This is a genomic window from Micromonospora parathelypteridis (genome assembly GCF_014201145.1).
Taxonomy (GTDB): Bacteria; Actinomycetota; Actinomycetes; order Mycobacteriales; family Micromonosporaceae; genus Micromonospora; species Micromonospora parathelypteridis.
On record NZ_JACHDP010000001.1, the window covers coordinates 4,050,847 to 4,067,869 of the forward strand.

15 protein-coding genes are annotated in these 17,023 nt (G+C 71.7%); 9 read left to right on the forward strand and 6 right to left on the reverse strand.

Translation table 11 applies throughout. The annotated features are described in order from the left end of the window. The first annotated feature begins 82 nt into the window (after window positions 1-82). Together HNR20_RS18355 and HNR20_RS18360 are read left to right on the forward strand one after the other, a co-directional pair. Window positions 83-1,051: an NAD(P)/FAD-dependent oxidoreductase gene (locus HNR20_RS18355; RefSeq protein WP_184181468.1), complete on the forward strand. Its 969-nt coding sequence runs from the start codon at window positions 83-85 to the stop codon at window positions 1,049-1,051. Window positions 1,052-1,116: 65 nt separating this feature from the next. Further along, the gene (locus tag HNR20_RS18360; RefSeq protein ID WP_184181471.1) at window positions 1,117-2,775 is read left to right on the forward strand and encodes a hypothetical protein; all 1,659 of its coding nucleotides are present in this window, start codon (window positions 1,117-1,119) and stop codon (window positions 2,773-2,775) included. Window positions 2,776-2,793: 18 nt separating this feature from the next. Here HNR20_RS18360 and HNR20_RS18365 read toward each other — a convergent pair whose 3' ends face one another. Together HNR20_RS18365 and glpX are read right to left on the reverse strand one after the other, a co-directional pair. Further along, the gene (locus tag HNR20_RS18365; protein WP_229686988.1) at window positions 2,794-3,765 is read right to left on the reverse strand and encodes a DMT family transporter; all 972 of its coding nucleotides are present in this window, start codon (window positions 3,763-3,765) and stop codon (window positions 2,794-2,796) included. Further along, window positions 3,762-4,793: a class II fructose-bisphosphatase gene (gene glpX, locus HNR20_RS18370; RefSeq protein WP_184181473.1), complete on the reverse strand. Its 1,032-nt coding sequence runs from the start codon at window positions 4,791-4,793 to the stop codon at window positions 3,762-3,764. The genes HNR20_RS18365 and glpX overlap by 4 nt, the downstream gene beginning before the upstream one ends. A gap of 159 nt (window positions 4,794-4,952) precedes the next feature. On the opposite strand from glpX, the gene HNR20_RS18375 reads away from it, so the two are divergent. The 3 genes from HNR20_RS18375 to HNR20_RS18385 all read left to right on the forward strand — a co-directional run bounded on the left by HNR20_RS18375 (window position 4,953) and on the right by HNR20_RS18385 (window position 7,630). Continuing rightward, complete coding sequence (locus tag HNR20_RS18375; protein WP_184181475.1) at window positions 4,953-5,600, forward strand: DUF4245 domain-containing protein; 648 nt, start codon at window positions 4,953-4,955, stop codon at window positions 5,598-5,600. Window positions 5,601-5,715: 115 nt separating this feature from the next. Continuing rightward, the gene (locus HNR20_RS18380; protein ID WP_229686987.1) at window positions 5,716-6,537 is read left to right on the forward strand and encodes a hypothetical protein; all 822 of its coding nucleotides are present in this window, start codon (window positions 5,716-5,718) and stop codon (window positions 6,535-6,537) included. A 241-nt stretch (window positions 6,538-6,778) separates the two neighbouring features. Beyond that, window positions 6,779-7,630 carry a hypothetical protein gene (locus HNR20_RS18385; protein ID WP_184181477.1) on the forward strand — a complete coding sequence of 284 codons (852 nt, stop codon included), beginning with the start codon at window positions 6,779-6,781 and terminating at the stop codon, window positions 7,628-7,630. Between the two features lie 40 nt (window positions 7,631-7,670). Here HNR20_RS18385 and HNR20_RS18390 read toward each other — a convergent pair whose 3' ends face one another. Together HNR20_RS18390 and xseA are read right to left on the reverse strand one after the other, a co-directional pair. Continuing rightward, entirely contained in the window at window positions 7,671-7,892 is a 222-nt protein-coding gene (locus HNR20_RS18390; RefSeq protein WP_184181479.1) for an exodeoxyribonuclease VII small subunit, read from the reverse strand. Window positions 7,893-7,937: 45 nt separating this feature from the next. Continuing rightward, a complete protein-coding gene (gene xseA, locus HNR20_RS18395; protein ID WP_373290959.1) occupies window positions 7,938-9,161 on the reverse strand; it encodes an exodeoxyribonuclease VII large subunit in 1,224 nt (407 codons plus the stop codon). A 167-nt stretch (window positions 9,162-9,328) separates the two neighbouring features. Here xseA and HNR20_RS18400 point away from each other — a divergent pair, with 167 nt between their 5' ends. Beyond that, a complete protein-coding gene (locus HNR20_RS18400) occupies window positions 9,329-10,315 on the forward strand; it encodes a 4-hydroxy-3-methylbut-2-enyl diphosphate reductase (protein WP_184181481.1) in 987 nt (328 codons plus the stop codon). 40 nt (window positions 10,316-10,355) lie between these two features. Continuing rightward, a complete protein-coding gene (locus tag HNR20_RS18405; RefSeq protein WP_184181483.1) occupies window positions 10,356-10,790 on the forward strand; it encodes a hypothetical protein in 435 nt (144 codons plus the stop codon). A 9-nt stretch (window positions 10,791-10,799) separates the two neighbouring features. Here the strand turns inward: HNR20_RS18405 and HNR20_RS18410 are convergent, their stop codons facing one another. Beyond that, on the reverse strand, window positions 10,800-11,963 hold the full coding sequence (locus tag HNR20_RS18410; protein WP_184181485.1) for a DNA recombination protein RmuC: 1,164 nt from the start codon (window positions 11,961-11,963) through the stop codon (window positions 10,800-10,802). Window positions 11,964-12,017: 54 nt separating this feature from the next. On the opposite strand from HNR20_RS18410, the gene HNR20_RS18415 reads away from it, so the two are divergent. After that, complete coding sequence (locus tag HNR20_RS18415; RefSeq protein ID WP_184181488.1) at window positions 12,018-12,845, forward strand: hypothetical protein; 828 nt, start codon at window positions 12,018-12,020, stop codon at window positions 12,843-12,845. A 71-nt stretch (window positions 12,846-12,916) separates the two neighbouring features. On the opposite strand, the gene ppc is transcribed toward HNR20_RS18415, so the two are convergent. Beyond that, window positions 12,917-15,703 carry a phosphoenolpyruvate carboxylase gene (gene ppc / locus HNR20_RS18420; RefSeq protein ID WP_184181490.1) on the reverse strand — a complete coding sequence of 929 codons (2,787 nt, stop codon included), beginning with the start codon at window positions 15,701-15,703 and terminating at the stop codon, window positions 12,917-12,919. Between the two features lie 258 nt (window positions 15,704-15,961). Here ppc and HNR20_RS18425 point away from each other — a divergent pair, with 258 nt between their 5' ends. Continuing rightward, on the forward strand, window positions 15,962-17,002 hold the full coding sequence (locus HNR20_RS18425; RefSeq protein WP_184181492.1) for a S66 family peptidase: 1,041 nt from the start codon (window positions 15,962-15,964) through the stop codon (window positions 17,000-17,002). Window positions 17,003-17,023: the final 21 nt, after the last annotated feature.

Below are 17,023 nucleotides of genomic sequence, written 5' to 3' on the forward strand. Positions count from 1 at the left end.
GACGTGCTTGCCCGACCGCCGCCGTCCGCCTACCGTCGAGATCAGCAAGCGTTGATCCGTAAGCGGAAAGCGACGGTACGCCATGCGCGAGGTCGATGTCGCCGTGATCGGGGCCGGTCCGGCCGGTCTCTTCGCCGCGTACTACGCGGGTTTCCGGGGTTTGTCGGTGGCGGTGATCGACGCGCTGCCGGAGCCAGGCGGTCAGGTCACCGCCATGTACCCGGAAAAGTTGATCCTCGACGTGGCCGGCTTCCCCGCCGTCAAGGGCCGGGACCTGGTGGCCAACCTGGTCGCCCAGGCCGCCCCGTTCGCGCCCCAGTACCTGCTCGGCACCCGTGCCGAGAAGCTCTCGTACGCCGATGATCGCCCGGTGCTCGGCCTGGCCGGCGGCGAGCAACTCGGCTGCGGCGCGGTCGTTGTCACCGGCGGCCTCGGCAGCTTCAGCCCTCGACCACTGCCGTGCGCCGACGGCGCCCCCGGCACCGGGATCGTCTACTTCGTCACCGACCCGGCCGAGCTGACCGATCGGGACGTGCTGATCGTCGGCGGCGGTGACTCGGCGTTCGACTGGGCGCTGGCGCTGCAGCCGTTGGCCCGTTCGGTGACCCTGGTGCACCGACGGGAGAAGTTCCGGGCGCACGCCTCGACGGTCGCCCGGGTGCTGTCGCTGCCGGTGCGGGTGGTGGTCAACGCCGAGGTCAGCCGGCTGATCGGGGACGGCACGGTGACCGGCGCCGAGGTGACCGTGCGCGGTGGTGCCACCGAGACGCTCCCGGTGGACACCGTGGTGGCAGCCCTCGGCTTCACCGCCGACCTGGGCCCACTGGCCGAGTGGGGTCTACGGCTGGACCGCCGGCACATCCTGGTGGACAGCGCGATGGCGACCAACCTGCCGAGGGTCTTCGCCGCGGGTGACATCACCGAATACCCGGGCAAGGTCCGGCTGATCGCCACCGGTTTCGGCGAGGCCGCGACGGCGGTCAACAACGCGGCCGTGGCCATCGACCCGAGCGCCCACCTGTTCCCCGGGCACTCCTCCGACGCCGGCTGATCGTCGGTATCGGACCCCGACCGACCCGTGTCCAGATCGAGACGAGTCGACCTGACCCTGAGGGGATGACGGGTCCCGGAACACCGCGTGACGGCGCGCCGACGACGTTGGCCTGGCTCTGTCACCCCGTCACCCTGCTAGCCCTGGTCGTCCTGGTGGTCAACGACCACCTGCTGAAGGCGGCGCTGCCCGGCCTGCTGACCGGCAAGCTGAGCGACGTCGCCGGTCTCGTGCTCGCCCCGCCGTTGGTCGCGGTGCTGCTGACCCTCCTGGTGCCGCGGTGGCCGGCCCGGGCTGCCGCGCTGGCCGGCCTGGTCGCGGTGGGGGCCGGGTTCGCGCTCATCAAGACCAGCGGGTACGCGGCCGAACTCGCCTCGTCGGCCTGGACCGTGCTGGCCGGACCGTCGCTGGTCCGGGCTGACCGGACCGACCTGCTCACCCTGCCGGCGCTCGGCCTGGCCTGGTGGAGTTGGACACGATCGCGGCGCCGACCGGTGCGCGAGCGGGCCGCCCGTCTGGTCCGGCTGCTGGTGGTGTTACCGCCAGCGGTGTTGGCGGTGGCCGCCACCAGCGTGATTCGTTACCCCTACGCCGTGGGGACGGCCCTGCTCGACGGTCACCCGGCGGTCTCGTTCGGCTCGGGATACAGCGGCGACACCTGGCCGGCCGGGCCAGCGGACGGAGCCTGGTCGGTCAGCGAGGACGGGGGGACCACCTGGCGGCCCGCCACCGACAGCGAGCGGGAGCGACTGGACGGTCAGGACTCTCCTCGCCGGCAGGCATGCGTACCGGACGAGCCTCAGCGCTGCTACCGGGTGGTCACCGGGCACCTGCGGGTGGAGCAGAGTGACGACGCCGGTGTGACCTGGCGGGTCACCTGGGAGATGCCGGACCGCCAGCGCGAGGAGATGGCGCGCCGGTCGCCGAGCCCGGGCGACGTTCGCCAGCACTTCGCCTCCCGCGAACTGATCGTCTACCCCGCTGCCAGCGGTGGCCATGAAGTGCTGGTCGCCAACGGTCGGGACGGCATCCTGCACCGACGGCCGGACGGCGAATGGCAACGCGACGGCTTCCTCGTTCGGACGGGACCGGAGGACACCCACTGGGACGATCCGCCCCTTCTGGATGGTGACGGACCCATCGGCCGCCAGACCGACCTGCTGCTCGCCGTCGCGCTCGCGCTGACCCTCGGCGTCACGGTCACCGTGCTGGCCGGTCACCTGGCGATTCGCCGCGGTGGAGGTCCGCGCTGGTGGGGGGTCGTCGGCAGCGGGGCGATGCTGGTCGCGGCGATCGTGTTGGCCGGGGTCTGGGAGCGCGAGGATGACTCCCTGACGTCCGATGCCCTGCTGTTCGTCGTGCTGCCAATGGTCGTCGTGACGGCGGTGGCCCTGATCGTCCGAGCCTCCTACCAGGGTGCGCTGACCCGGTGGATCGGGTGGGTACTTACCGGGTTGCTGCTCACCGTGCTCCTGTCCGGACTGCCGCTCGCCGGATGGCTGGTCGGCAACCCGCCGCAGAGCAGGGTCGCGGTGGCACTCGCGCTGCTGGCCACGGTGCCGGGCGTGCTGCTGGCCATCCGGATCGCCAGGCTGGTCGATCCGGCCCGCGCGTACGGAGGCCGGTACCAGCCGCGCCCGCCCTACCCGCCGTATGCGCCCTACCCGCCGGGTCTGCCGGCGGTGTCTGATCCGCCCGACCCGTCGCAACCGCCACCCCGCTGAGGGTTGGGCGGGGGCCGGTCAGCGGCGGGCGGGTGGCGCCAACGCGGCGATCAGCACCGCCACCATGGTCAGCGCGGCACCGAGCAGAGTGTTCAGGCCGGGGTGTGAGGCCGCTGTCGGCGACAACAGGTCCAACAGGACCGCCCCCACGATCTGACCCGCGATGGTGGCCAGCCCGAGCAGCAGCACCCCGGTGAAACGCACGATCGCCGCGGCGATCGCGATGAACACGATGCCGATCGGACCACCCAGGTAGAGCCACGGCTCGGTGGGCAGGTGGCCAGCCGGCCAGCCGCGTACGGCGATGTCGATCGCGATCGCGACGAGCAGGGTGACCGTGCCGACGGCGAAGTTGACAAGCGTGGCGGTCAACGCGCTGTCGGCCGCCGCGCGGACCCGTCCGTTGACCGCCTGCTGCCAGGCGATGCCCACCCCGGCGAGCAGGGGTAGCAGGGCCAGCGCCAGTGCGCCCGGGTCGCCCAGTCGGTCACCCACCGCCAGGCCGACCGCGAGCACGGTGAGCACCGCACCGGCGAGCCGCCACCGGGTGACCGGCTCCCGGCCGGTCGGCCCGATCCCGGCCCGGTCCACGGCGAGGCTGCTGCCGGACTGGCCGGCGACCACCGCCACGGTGAAGACCGCGACACCCAGCGAACCGATGGTGAGGCCCTGGGTGGCCACGAGGAACGCCCCACACATTCCGCCGAGGCACTGCCACGGCCGCAGCGCGCCCGTCGCGAGTGCGCGCCGCACCGCGACCAGACCACGCCGCCCGCCGGGGGTGGCGGGCACCAGCACCAGGAGCACCAACAGGCCGATGCCGAACGAGAACACCGCGGCGGCGAACCCGTCCTCCAGGCGTACCCCCAGTTCGCCGTTGATGCGGGACTGCACCGCCACGGCGACCCCGGAGATCGACGCCAGCGCGACGCCCGTGATTCGGCGGGCGGGCGACAGGGTCTGCGGTGTCGCCGTGTCGGCGGCGGTCACTCCTGCTCGGCCAGCGGACGACCGTCGAAGTCGACCGCGGAGTAGAGCGCCAGCTTCTCCAGCCGGTGGTACGAGTCGATCACCCGGATGGTGCCGCTCTTCGACCGCATCACGATCGACTGGGTGTACGCGCCGCCGGCCCGGTAGCGCACCCCGCGCAGCAGGTCCCCGGAGGTGACGCCGGTCGCCACGAAGAAGCAGTTGTCCCCGGTGACAAGATCATCGGTGCCCAGCACCCGGTCCAGGTCGTGCCCGGCGGCGAGCGCCTTCTCCCGCTCCTGCTCGTCGCGCGGCCAGAGCTTGGCCTGCATCGCACCTCCCATGCATTTCAGGGCGCAGGCGGAGATGATGCCCTCGGGGGTGCCGCCGATGCCCATCAGCACGTCGACGTCCGACTCGCCCCGGGCGGCCGCGATGGAGCCCGCGATGTCGCCGTCGGAGATGAATCGGATGCCCGCCCCGGTCCGACGGATCTGCGCGACCAGGTCGTCGTGGCGGCTCCGGTCCAGCACGCAGACCGTCACCTCGGAGACGTCGGTGCCCTTGACCTTGGCGATCCGACGGATGTTCTCCGCCACACCGGCGTTGATGTCGATCACGTCGGCGTACGCCGGCCCGACGGCGAGCTTCTCCATGTAGAACACGGCGCTGGGATCGAACATCGCACCCCGCTCGGAGACGGCGAGCACCGCTACGGCGTTCGGCATGCCCTTGCTCATCAGCGTGGTGCCGTCCACCGGGTCGACGGCGACGTCCACCTCCGGGCCGGTGCCGTCGCCGACGTGCTCGCCATTGAAGAGCATCGGGGCGTTGTCCTTCTCGCCCTCGCCGATCACCACCACACCGCGCATCTGGATCGAGTTGATCAGCTTGCGCATCGCGTCGACCGCGGCCCCGTCGCCGCCCTCCTTGTCGCCCCGACCGACCCACCGGCCGGCGGCCATCGCCGCGGCCTCGGTGACCCGGACCAGGTCGAGGGCGAGGTTTCGGTCGAGATCCTGTGGGATCCGCGTCCTGGTGTTCGTCATGACGGCTACTCCTCCTCGCGACGGTGCGGGGACGACCGGCGGCAGGGAGGTCCCCACTGCCGGCTTTGTCGCTGATCCTCACACGATGGCCGACCGGGCGTCGGCGCGGGGCGGTGATGGCCCGGATACCGCCGGTCGGGCGGCTGCGAAGATAGGGGGGTGGAGCCCGCACAGCCAGCCGACCGCGTACCCGCCGACCGCACGCCGCCCGACGGCCAGCCGCCGGTCGACGTCCCCACCGGCCCCGATGATGCGCCCGTCGGGAACGATCCGACGCCGCTACCTCCGGTGAAGTCCGCCAAATCCGAGCGGTCGCCGAAGGACATGGCGATCTCGTTGCTGGTGCTGCTCGTCCCGATCGCGCTGCTGCTGGCGTTCTACCGGGGCTTCCTCGGCGGTGACCAGGCCACGACGGTCGATCCGGCCCCGGCGATCGAGCAGGCTCGGGCGGCGAACACGTTTCCGGTGAGCCAGCCGCAGGGGCTCGGCTCCGGCTGGTCGACGGTCAGCGCCCGCTACCAGACCGTCGAGGGCGGTGCGAATCTGCGGATCGGCTATCTCACGCCGGAAGGGCGGGGCGTCCAACTCCTGCAGAGCAGCGTGCCGGCGGAGCGGCTGCTCCCCGCGGAGTTGACCGACCAGGGGCAGCCGCAGGGTCCTACCGAGCTGGCCGGCCGGACCTGGCAGCTCTACACGGCCCGGGGGAACCAGCAGGCGCTGGTCCTGCTGGAGCCGACCCGCACGATGATCATCATCGGCGATGCCCGGGACAACGAGCTACGGGAGTTGGCCGGCTCGGTGCGCTGACCGGGCTCAGCCGATCGACGGATCCAGTGGTGGTGAAGATCCGTTAAGCTGCCCCGGCTCAGGTCCGGCAGGTGTCGCCGCCGGACATTCCCCCCTGATTTGAAGTGAGATCTTTGTGAATATTCGACGGTGGAGCTTCGGCTTCCTCGCCGCCACCCTGCTCGTCCCCGGCCTGGCCGCGTGCAAGTCCGACGCCGCCGAGCCGGCCGCCGGCACGGGCGCGTCCCCGTCCGCCCCGGCGGTCCCGGCCGACCCGAAGGAAGCGCTGCTCGCCTCCACCAAGGAGATGGCCAAGGGTGACTTCACCTTCACCCTGGCGGGTGCCGAGATGACCGGCGGCGGCCTGGTGCACAAGCCCAGCAACAGCGCACAGGTCACCGTGAAGTTCGGCGACGCGTCCCAGGACATGTCGATCGAGATGGACCTGGTCTACATCGACTCGGAGAGCTGGGTGAAGATGGACCTCGGTGGTGCCATGGTCGCCGCCCTCCCCGGTGCGGCGAAGAACAAGGGCAAGTACCAGCACCTCGACAAGACCAAGGTCGAGGGCATCGCGGACCTCCAGTTGGATCCCGAGTCGCTCGACCCGGTCGACAGTGACGCCCTGGTCAAGGGTGTGACCGACGTGCAGAAGACCGCCGAGGGCGCTTACGCCGGCAAGATCGACATTTCGGCCGCCGCCACCGAGTCGCTCGCCCTCGACGAGGAGGTCGTCACCGCGTTGGGTGCGCAGGCCAAGGCGCTGCCGTTCACGGCCAAGCTGGACCCGCAGGGTCGACTCACCGAGCTGGTCATCTCGGTGCCGGCCGCCGGCGAGACCGCCGCGCACGAGGTCAAGATCAGTTACACGGGCTACGGGACCGGCACCGGCGCGAAGAAGCCGCCGGCCGACAAGGTCGTCGAGGCTCCGGCCGAGACGTACGAGATGTTCAAGTAGATCGACATCGTGGGTCGGGGCGGCCTGGTGTCGCCCCGACCCCGTTCGCTGGGCTCCTTCGGGCGCCGGTCACGGACAACCGGACAGGCGGGTGATTGTCCGACGCGCCAACAGGGAACAGAGAGGGAGTGATCCGGGCGCGCTGCTCGGTCCGGATCGCGCGACGCGGCCGACGGTGCTGCCGCGTCGCCCGGTTTCCGGCGCCGTCCAGGTCGTCGGGTGACCCTCTTGGGAGACACGTATGACTGTTCGACGACTCGGCGTCGGCCTGGTAGCCGCCGCTCTGATCACGCCCGCGCTGGCCGCCTGCGCCAGCAATGGAACCGGCACCCCCGGATCGACCGCGTCCCCGACGGTGACCGCGTCCGGCACGGCGAGCCCGTCCGGCGGCGCGCCGGTGGAGGGCGACGCCAAGCAGGCCCTGCTCGACTCGACCAAGGAGATCAGCAGCGGCAACTTCCGGTTCACCCTCACGGGGGCCGGCTCGACGGCGGAGGGGCAGGTGCACCAGCCGAGCCAGAGCGCCGCGATGAAGGTCGCGATCGGCGGCCCCTCATCCGACCTGACGATGAAGCTCGACCTCATCCACTACAAGCCGGACAGCTGGGTGAAGCTGGAGCTGACCGGCCCCGCCGCCCAGAACCTGCCCGCCATCAAGCAACTCAACCTCGGCAAGTACCAGCACCTGGACCAGGCCCGGATCAAGGGCAACCGCAGCCTCGGCTTCGACTTCGAGAAGGTCGACCCGGCCGGCAGCGCGGTCCTGACCCAGGGCATCACCGAGGTCCGCAGCACCGGAACCGGCACGTACGCCGGCACCATCGACGTCACCAAGGCCGCCGAGGCGGGCTCGCTGAACGCCGCCACGATCGCGGCGCTGGGGACCCAGGCGAAGACGGTCCCGTTCACCGCGAAGGTGGACCCGCAGGGCCGCCTCAGCGAGTTGGTGCTGCAGTTGCCGGCCGCCGGGCAGACCACCGCCCAGGAGATCCGGATGACGTACTCCGACTACGGCGCCGCCACCGCGGCGCAGAAGCCGCCGGCGGACCAGGTCGTCGAGGCCCCGGCCGAGCTGTACAGCCTGTTCAACTGACGTACGCGGGTGGGGCGGCGTCGGCCGCCCCACCGGCTGGTCAGGAAGCGGGCTCCTGCCGGGCGGCGTCGATCCGCGCACGCGCGCCATCCAGCCAGCGTTGGCAGATCACCGCCAGCGCCTCGCCGCGCTCCCAGAGCGCCAGCGACTCCTCCAGGGACGTGCCGCCGGCCTCCAGCCGCTCGACCACCGAGGCCAGCTCGGAGCGGGCCTGCTCGTAACTGAGCCGCTCGTCCGGCCCGGCCTTCTTGTCGTCAGTCATCGCGTCCATCTCAGCACATCACTCCCCGGGTCACCGCGTCGCCACTCAGCCGTCGACCGTGGCGGCCAGCTCGCCGTCGGCCAGCCGTACCCGCAACGGGTCGCCCTTGGCGACGTCCGCCGCCGCGCGGACGACGTGGCCGTCCGCGCGCTGCACGATCGCGTACCCCCGGTCGAGGGTGGCGGCGGGGGAGAGCGCGCGCAGCCGCGCCAGCGTGTGGCGCAGGTCGTCGTCGGCGGCGGCGAGCCGGTGCTCCAGGCAGCGGCCGGCCCGCTGGCGCAACGCGGCCAGCTCGGTCGCCCGATGTTCCACCATCACCTGGGGTCGGGCCAGCACCGGCCGGGACCGCAGCCCGTCGAGCCGGTGCGTCTCGCGGTCGACCAGGTTGCGCACCGCCCGTTCGAGGCGGTGCCGGGCCTGGCCGATGAGGCGTACCTCCTCGGTGAGGTCGGGGACGACCCGCTTGGCCGCGTCGGTCGGGGTGGAGGCGCGGACGTCGGCGACGTAGTCGATCAGCGGCGCGTCCGTCTCGTGGCCGATCGCGCTGACCACCGGGGTACGACAGCCGAACACCGCACGACAGAGCGCCTCGTCGGAGAAGGGGAGCAGGTCCTCGATGCCGCCGCCGCCCCGGGCGATGATGATCACGTCGATGCTCGGGTCGGCGTCCAGCACCTTGAGCGCGTCGACGATCTGCGGCACGGCGGACGGGCCCTGCACGGCCACGTTGACAGTGCGGAACTCCACTGCGGGCCAACGTCGGCGGGCATTGGTCAGCACGTCCCGCTCCGCCGCCGACGCGCGACCGGTGATGAGCCCGATCCGGCCGGGCAGGAACGGCAGTCGGCGCTTGCGGGCACGGTCGAAGAGCCCTTCGGCGGCCAGCAGCTTCTTGAGCTTCTCCAGCCGGGCCAGCAGCTCCCCGAGCCCCACCTGGCGGATCTCGTCGGCGCGCAGGCTCAGCGTGCCCCGGGCGGCGTAGAACTCCGGTTTGGCGTGCAGCACCACCCGCGCGCCCTCGCGCAACTCCGGCGCCCCAGCATCCAGTACGTCCCGGTTGGTGGTGACGGTCAGGCTCAGGTCGGCCGACGGGTCACGCAGGGTGAGGAAGACCGTGCTGGCTCCGGGGCGGCGGCTGATCTGCGCCACCTGTCCGTCCACCCACACCCAGCCGAGCTTGGCGATCCAGGCGCCCACCTTCTGGCTGACCACCCGCACCGGCCAGGGCTCCTCAGCACTACTCCCCCCGCTACCCCCACCCACAGTCACGCCGCCCACCCTACAAACCCCACCCCCGACCCCCGTCGATCATGAAGTTATTGCCCTCTTTGTCGGCGTGTCGCGGCGATAACTTCATGATCACCCAGGGCTTGGGGGTGGGTTGCGCGGGAATTGGCTGAGGTGGCGGTGGGAGGGGCGGCACGTAGGATGGGCGGGTGACTGAGGCTGAGGCGACTCCACGGACCGGCAAGCGCGTGCTCCTGGCCAAGCCCCGCGGCTACTGCGCTGGCGTCGACCGCGCGGTGCAGACCGTCGAGGAGGCACTGAAGCTCTACGGCGCCCCGATCTATGTGCGCAAGCAGATCGTGCACAACAAGCACGTGGTGCAGACCCTGGAGGCCCAGGGCGCGATCTTCGTAGAGGAGAACGAGGAGGTGCCGGTGGGCGCCACCGTCATCTTCTCCGCACACGGCGTGGCTCCGGAGGTCTACGAGCAGGCCAAGCAGCGCTCGCTGAAGGCGATCGACGCGACCTGTCCGCTGGTCACCAAGGTGCACCACGAGGCGAAGCGGTTCGCCGCCGAGGATTACGACATCCTGCTCATCGGCCACGAGGGGCACGAAGAGGTCATCGGCACGGCCGGTGAGGCCCCCGCACACATCCAACTGGTCGACGGACCGGATGGTGCCGACAAGATCACCGTCCGTGATCCGGAGAAGGTCGTCTGGCTCTCCCAGACCACGCTCTCGGTCGACGAGACGCTGGAGACGGTGGCCCGGCTCAAGCAGCGACTGCCGCTGCTGCAGTCCCCGCCCAGCGACGACATCTGCTACGCCACCTCCAACCGGCAGCACGTGGTCAAGGAGATCGCCGCCGACTGCGACGTGGTGATCGTCGTCGGCTCGACGAACTCCTCCAACTCGGTCCGCCTGGTCGAGGTCGCTCTGGACGCGGGCGCTCGCGCCGGTCACCTCGTCGACTTCGCCCACGAGATCGACGACGCCTGGCTGGAGGGGGCCAACACGGTCGGCCTGACCTCCGGCGCGAGCGTCCCGGACGACCTCGTCCAGGAGGTGCTGGTTCACCTCGCCGCGCGGGGCTTCGCCGACGTCGAGGAGATCACCACCGCCAACGAGCGGCTCACGTTCTCGCTGCCGCAGGAGCTGAAGCGGGACATGAAGGCCGCGGCGGCGCGCGGCTGAGCACGGGAACGAACACGGCCCGGCCTGCGTCAGATTCGGTATGAGGACCTTTCGGCTCGCCGTTGCCGCGCTGACCGTCTGCGCGGCGCTGAGCGCCTGCGGCAACCAGGACGCCGGAGGCGGCACGCCCACCCCGACGCCGACGGGAGCGCAGCCGGCGACCAGCCAGCCCACGCCCGAGCCGACCGCCCCGCCGTCGACCGTCGACCCGGCACCGACCACCCCGCCAACGGGCCCGAAGCCGGGCGGCCCGAGTACGCCACCGGGGGTCGGGGCCACCACCCTGTCCGGCACCGTGCAGGGCGGCGTGGAGCCCAACTGCGTTCTGCTCGACGGCTACCTGCTCCTCGGTGGGCCGCGTGACGTGCTGAAGCCGGGTACGCGGGTGGAGGTCACCGGCCGGGTCGAGCCCGGCATGATGACCACCTGCCAGCAGGGCACCCCGTTCGTGGTGTCGGGTGCCAACCGCTCCTGATTAGCTGCCCTAGCGGGCCGAGACCCCGTCGTCGGCCGGATCGGCCAGCTCGGGCGCCTGCGGCTGCCTGGGCGTCAACTCGACCTGGGCGGGCGTGGGCAACTCCTCGTCCGAGACGCCCAGCTCGGCGAGCTTGCGTGCGCTGACCAGCACCCGGGCCTCCAGCGAGCCGACCGCCCGGTTGTACGCGGTCACCGCACCGGCCAGCGACGACCCGAGCTTGCCCACGTGGTCACCCAGGGTCGAGAGCCGGCCGTACAGCTCCCGGGCGAGGGTGTGCACCGCGAGCGCGTTCCGGGCCAGCGCCTCCTGTCGCCAGGAGTAGGCGACCGTCCGGAGCAGTGCGACCAGCGTGGCCGGCGTGGCCAGCACCACGTTGCGGGTGAAGGCGTGCTCCAGCAGCGTCGGGTCACGCTGCAGCGCGACGTCGAGGAACGGGTCGGCGGGAACGAACAGCACCACGAACTCCGGCGAGCTGTCGAACGCCGACCAGTAGGACTTGGCGGCCAGAGCGTCGACGTGCCCCCGCAGGTGCCGGGCGTGCGCGTCGAGGTGGGTGTCCCGGCCGCGCTCGTCGCGGGCCTCCATGGCCGTCAGGTACGCGTCGAACGGCGCCTTGGCGTCCACCACCACCGATCGGCCGCCATGCAGTCGGACCACCAGATCCGGTCGGACGACCTGCTGATCGGTGGCGGCCGTGACCTGCTCGGAGAAGTCGCAGTGCTCCAGCATCCCGGCCGCCTCGACGATCCGGCGCAGCTGGTGCTCGCCCCAGCGGCCCCGCACCTGTGGCGCCCGCAGCGCCGCGACCAGCTGCTTGGTCTCGGTGCGCAGCTCGCCGGAGACGGCGGTCATCGAACGGACCTGCTCGCGCAGCTCGGCGTACGCGTCGACCCGGTCGTGCTCCAGCTCGGCCACCCGCTGCTCGTAGCGGCGAAGCGTGTCGTGCAGCGGGGCGACCGCCCGGGCCACCGCCTCCTGGGACTGCGCGGTGGCCTCGTAGTTCAGGGCCCGCATGGACTGCTCCAGCCGGCCCTCGCCCTCTCGGGTGGCGGCCAGGGTGGCATCGAGGCGGGCGATGTCGGCCGCCGACCGGGACCGGGCCGCGAGCCAGCCCACCGCCCCGCCAGCACCGAGGCACACGATCACCAGGAGCAGGGTCGAGACGTCCATCACCGGAGCTTGCCAGACGGCTACGACGAGACACCCGGGAGTACGGTCGAAGATATGGAACTTGTGTTGTGCCTCGTCGTCGTGCTGGTCGGCGCGCTGGGCGCCGCGGCGCTCATCCGCGCTCAGGCAAGTGCCCGTCAGCGCACCGAGCTCGGCGACGCCCGCGCGGAGGCGCAGCGGTGGTACGAGCGCCTCGGCGGCCAGTTGATGAACCTGCAGGGCGAGGAGCCGGCGGTGCGCCAGGCGCTGGCCGATGCCGGTGAGCGGTACAACGCGGCGGGCTCGCAGCTGGAGCAGGCACGTACGCCGCACCAGTTCGGGCTGGCCCGGGAGACCGCGCTGGAGGGGCTGGCGTACATCCGGGCGGCGCGTACCGCGCTGGGTATCGATCCGGGCCCCGAGGTGCCGGCGCTGGCCGCCGCCCGCGGCGTTGGGCAGCTCACCAAGGAGCGCGAGGTCGACGTGCAGGGGCAGACCTTCCGGGCCGGTCCGCAGCCCGGTCGGGAAACGCCCTACTACTACCCCGGTGGGCGTTATCAGGGTCGACCGGTGCCCGCCGGCTGGTATTCGACACCGTGGTGGAAGACGGCGCTGGGCGCCGGTGCCGGTGTGCTCGGCGGCATCCTGATCGCCGACGCGCTGTTCTCGCCCGCCTTCGCCGACCCCGGGTACGGCTATGACGCCGGCTACCAGGAGGGCTTCGGCGACGGCGCCGAGCAGGGCGGGGACGGCGGCGACCAGGGCGGCGACCAGGGCGGGGACTTCGGCGGCGACCAGGGCGGGGACTTCGGCGGAGGGGACTACGCCGGTGGTGACTTCGGTGGTGGCGGCTTCGGCGGCGGTGACTTCGGTGGCGGGGATTTCGGCGGCGGCGACTTCTGACAGTCGTTCGGTGTGACCTACGGAACGGGCCCCGGTCGTAGCGACCGGGGCCCGTTGTCCGTTCTTGTCGATCAGCCGGTGTTGCGCATCCCGGCGGCGATGCCGTTGACGGTGGTGAGCAGTGCCCGCTCCAGGGCGGTGCCGTCGCTCGGTGCGCGTCGGCCGCCCGGAGCGGTGGCCACCGCCCGCCCGGCGGCGCCGGACTCCCGGTACTGACGCAGCAAGGCCACCTGGAGATGGTGCAGCGGCTCCAGGTAGGTGTCGCGTACGGCCAGGGTGCGCTGCAGCACCGGTGAATTTTCCAGCAGGGCGGGTGAGGCGGTCACCGCCAGCACCTCCCGCTTGGTCAACTCGTACTCCTGCTCGATCTGCTCGAAGATCGGGTGCAGCTTCTTCGGCACCAGCGTCTCGACGTACCGGCGGGCGATGCTCAGGTCGGTCTTGGTCAACATCATCTCGACGTTCGACAGGAACGTGCGGAAGAAGTGCCAGTTGCGGTGCATCTCGGCCAGCACGTCCGCCAACCCGGCCTCACGCGCGGCGGCCAGCCCGGAGCCGACGCCGAACCAGCCCGGCACGATCTGCCGGGTCTGCGTCCACCCGAACACCCACGGAATGGCCCGCAGACCGGACAGCCCCGCTCCGGTGTTCGGGCGCTTCGCAGGCCGGGAGCCGATGTTGAGCGCGCCGAGCAGTTCGGTCGGGGTGGACGCCCAGAAGTACGCCGGCAGGTCCGGGTCCTCGACGAGCGACCGGTAGGACCGGTACGCCGACTCGGAGACCACGTCCATCGTCGCGTCCCAGCGTTCCAACATCTCGGCCGGCTGCCGAGGCGCGGTGTGCAGCAGGGTCGCCTGGAGCACCGCGGCGAGGGTCAGCTCCAGGTTCTCCCGGGCCAGTGACGGCAGGGTGTACTTGTCGGAGATCACCTCACCCTGCTCGGTCACCTTGATCGCGCCGTCCAGCGTGCCGTACGGCTGGGCCAGGATCGCCTCGTGCGTCGGCCCGCCGCCGCGCCCGACCGTGCCGCCCCGGCCGTGGAACAGCCGCAGGTGTACCCCGTGCCGGGCGGCCACGTCGCGCAGCGCGCGCTGCGCCCGGTGGATCGACCACTGGCTGGTGGTGATCCCGGCCTCCTTGTTGGAGTCGGAGTAGCCGAGCATGACCTCCTGCACGTCGCCTCGCGCGGTCACCAGCGCCCGGTACGCGGGCAGCGACAGCAGCTCGTCGAGGAGTTCGCCGCCGGCGTTGAGCTCGGCCGGGGTCTCCAGCAGCGGCACGAACCCGATCCGTGCCCGCCCACTGTGCACGTCCACCAGGCCGGCCTCGCGGGCCAGCACCACCGCGGCCAGCACGTCGTCGACGCCCATGGTCATCGAGATGATGTACGACTCGATGACCTCGGTGCCGAACCGGTCCTGGGCCTCCCGGATGGTGCCGAACACGTCGAACGTCTTGCGGGCGGGCTCGGAGAGCGGGGTGTCCAGGGTCGACAGCGGTCGGCGACCGGTCAGCTCGTCGGCGAGAAGTTTGGTGCGTTCGATCCTGGTCAGCGCCGGATAGTCGGAGACCTCACCGACGGCCTCGTAGAGCTGGGCGAGCACCGCGTGGTGCGCCTCGGCGTGCTCCCGGACGTCCATGGTCGCCAGGTGCAGGCCGAACGCGGAGACCGTACGGATGGTGGAGGCCAGCCGGCCGACGGCGGTGAGCTGCCCGGAGTTGCGGGCCAGCGAGGCGCGCAGCAGATCCAGGTCGGCGATCAGCTCGGCGGAGCCCCGGTAGTCCCGGCCCGGCACGTGCGCGGTGCCCTGGCGCAACCTCTGCCGGGTGTTGGCGAGCTTCGCCTTCACACAGCGTGCCTTGAGCCGGTACGGCTCCTCCGCGTTCACACGGCGGAACCGCGCGGCCACCTCGGGCAGCGCGTCCAGGTCCGCGGCGAGGCTGGCGGAGAGGTCCAGGGACACCCCGCGCAGCCGGCGGGAGACCGAGACCTCGTTGATCAGGTGGTCCATCGCCTTCTCGGTGGCCGCGATGCCGTGCTCGTGCTGGATGGTCAGCACCTCGCGGGTGACCGCCGGGGTGACGAACGGGTTGCCGTCGCGGTCGCCGCCGATCCAGGTGCCGAAGCTCAGCGGCCGGGCCGTCGGTGACGTCTCCACGCCGAGCGTGCGCAGCGTGTCGGCCAGGTCGTCGAGCACCTGCGGGGCGGCCTCGGCGTACAGGTCGCGCAGGTAGTAGATGGCGTTGCGGGCCTCGTCGGTCGGGTCCGGTCGGTCGAGGCGCAGCTCGTCGGTCTGCCACATCAGGTCCAGCAGCTCGGCCAGACGGCGGTTGGCCGGGCCCTCGTCGCTGGCGCCGTAGAGGATCGCGTTGGCGGTCTCGGTGTCCAACTCGTCGGCGATCGCCCGCAGCTTGGACAGGATCGAGCGGCGGGCCGCCTCGGTCGGGTGCGCCGTGAAGACCGGCCGGACCGCCAGCCGGCGTGCCGCGTTGGCGATCTCCTCGGCCGGCACCCCGCGCTCGGCGATCATCTTGGCTGCCTGGTCCAACCAGCCGCCCTGCACCGCGCGGCGTCGGCGCAGATCCCGCGCACGGTGCACCTGCTCGGTGATGTTGGCCAGGTGGAAGTAGGTGGAGAAGGCGCGGGCCAGCTTGGTGCCGGTGGTCACGTCGAGCCCGCCGAGGCGCTGGGCGGCCGCCGGGGCGTCGCTGCGGACCTGTGCGCGGATCTCCTCGACGAGGTCGAGCAGCGGGCGACCCTCCTGGCGGGCCAGGGTCTGCCCGAGCAGGGTGCCGAGTCGGCGGATGTCGGCGCGCAGGGCGGCGTCCGGGCCGTCGTGGTCATGCTGGTCGGTCACGATGCGCTCCCTTACGTGGATACGAAGGACAGCGCTGTCCGACTTACTGGATGGTATCCGCGCGGACCGGTGGTCTGGAGGGCCCCCGGGTGATCCACTGCCCCCGAGGCGGCGTTTTCCGACGTGATCTCAACCACCGTCTCCGCTCGAGCCGGGGCTGGAGCGGGCACGGCGTCGAGGGTCGCCTGTCGCGTGCCTATGGTCCGTTTCGTGAATCACCGGGCGGAAACCGGTTGGCCGGGCGGTTAGCGTTCGATCATGACGTCGCTGAACTACCCGACGAAACCACGGCCGGGCGACCGGGTCGCGGTCGTCTCGCCCTCCGCCGGCCTGCCCGCCCTCTTCCCCCACGTGTACGAGTTGGGGTTGCGGCGGCTGCGTGAGGAGTTCGGCTTGGAGCCGGTGGAGTATCCGACCACCCGGGTCATGGGAGCGGACCCGCGCGATCGGGCCCGCGACCTGACCGCCGCCTTCGCCGACCCGAGCATCACCGCCGTGCTGGCCACGGTCGGCGGGGACGACCTGATCACGGTCACCCCACACCTCGACGACGACGTGCTGCGGGCCAACCCGAAGCCCTACTTCGGCTACTCCGACAACACCAACGTGCTCAACCACCTGTACCGGTTGGGCATCGTCGCCTACCACGGCGGATCGGTGCTGGTGCACCTCGGCCGGCCGGGCGCGCCGCACCCGATGACCTTCGACTCGCTGCGCGCCGCCCTGTTCGGCTCCGACTGGTACGAGCTGACCTCCGCGCCGGCCTGGGGCGACCGGCCCAACCCGTGGACCGAGCCCGAGACGCTGGAGTACGAGCCGGAGATGCTGCCCGGCGAGGGTTGGCGCTGGCAGGGGCCGGAGCGGGTGGTGCGAGGGCGCACCTGGGGTGGCTGCCTGGAGATCCTGCACTGGCTGATGGCCGCCGACCGGGTGCCGACCGTCGCCGAGTTGGACGGTTCCGTGCTGGTCTTCGAAACCTCCCAGGAGATGCCGAGCGCGCAGGAGGTGTTCCGGATCGTGCGGAACATGGGGGAGCGAGGGCTGCTCGCCGCCTTCCCGGCGATCGTCGTCGGCCGGCCGAAGGCGTGGGACTTCGACCGGCCGTTGTCGGTGCCGGAGCGGTCGGCGTGGGGCGCGGCCCAGCGGGAGGCGATCATCCGCGCCCTCACGCCGTACAACCCGGACGCGGTGGTCGTCTTCGACGTCGACCTCGGTCACACCGACCCGCAGTTGATCATCCCGTACGGCGGCGAGATCCTCGTCGACGCGGTCGACCGCCGGATCGCGGTGCGCTACTGACGCGCCGGCACGTGGATCTCG

Bases quoted from the DNA above. Each gene is read 5' to 3' on its own strand.
- HNR20_RS18355 (WP_184181468.1), top strand. From the start codon at position 83: ATGCGCGAGGTCGATGTCGCCGTGATCGGGGCCGGTCCGGCCGGTCTC.
- HNR20_RS18360 (WP_184181471.1), top strand. From the start codon at position 1,117: ATGACGGGTCCCGGAACACCGCGTGACGGCGCGCCGACGACGTTGGCC.
- glpX (WP_184181473.1), bottom strand. From the start codon at position 4,793: ATGACGAACACCAGGACGCGGATCCCACAGGATCTCGACCGAAACCTC.
- HNR20_RS18385 (WP_184181477.1), top strand. From the start codon at position 6,779: ATGACTGTTCGACGACTCGGCGTCGGCCTGGTAGCCGCCGCTCTGATC.
- HNR20_RS18390 (WP_184181479.1), bottom strand. From the start codon at position 7,892: ATGACTGACGACAAGAAGGCCGGGCCGGACGAGCGGCTCAGTTACGAG.
- HNR20_RS18405 (WP_184181483.1), top strand. From the start codon at position 10,356: ATGAGGACCTTTCGGCTCGCCGTTGCCGCGCTGACCGTCTGCGCGGCG.
- HNR20_RS18410 (WP_184181485.1), bottom strand. From the start codon at position 11,963: ATGGACGTCTCGACCCTGCTCCTGGTGATCGTGTGCCTCGGTGCTGGC.
- HNR20_RS18415 (WP_184181488.1), top strand. From the start codon at position 12,018: ATGGAACTTGTGTTGTGCCTCGTCGTCGTGCTGGTCGGCGCGCTGGGC.
- HNR20_RS18425 (WP_184181492.1), top strand. From the start codon at position 15,962: ATGACGTCGCTGAACTACCCGACGAAACCACGGCCGGGCGACCGGGTC.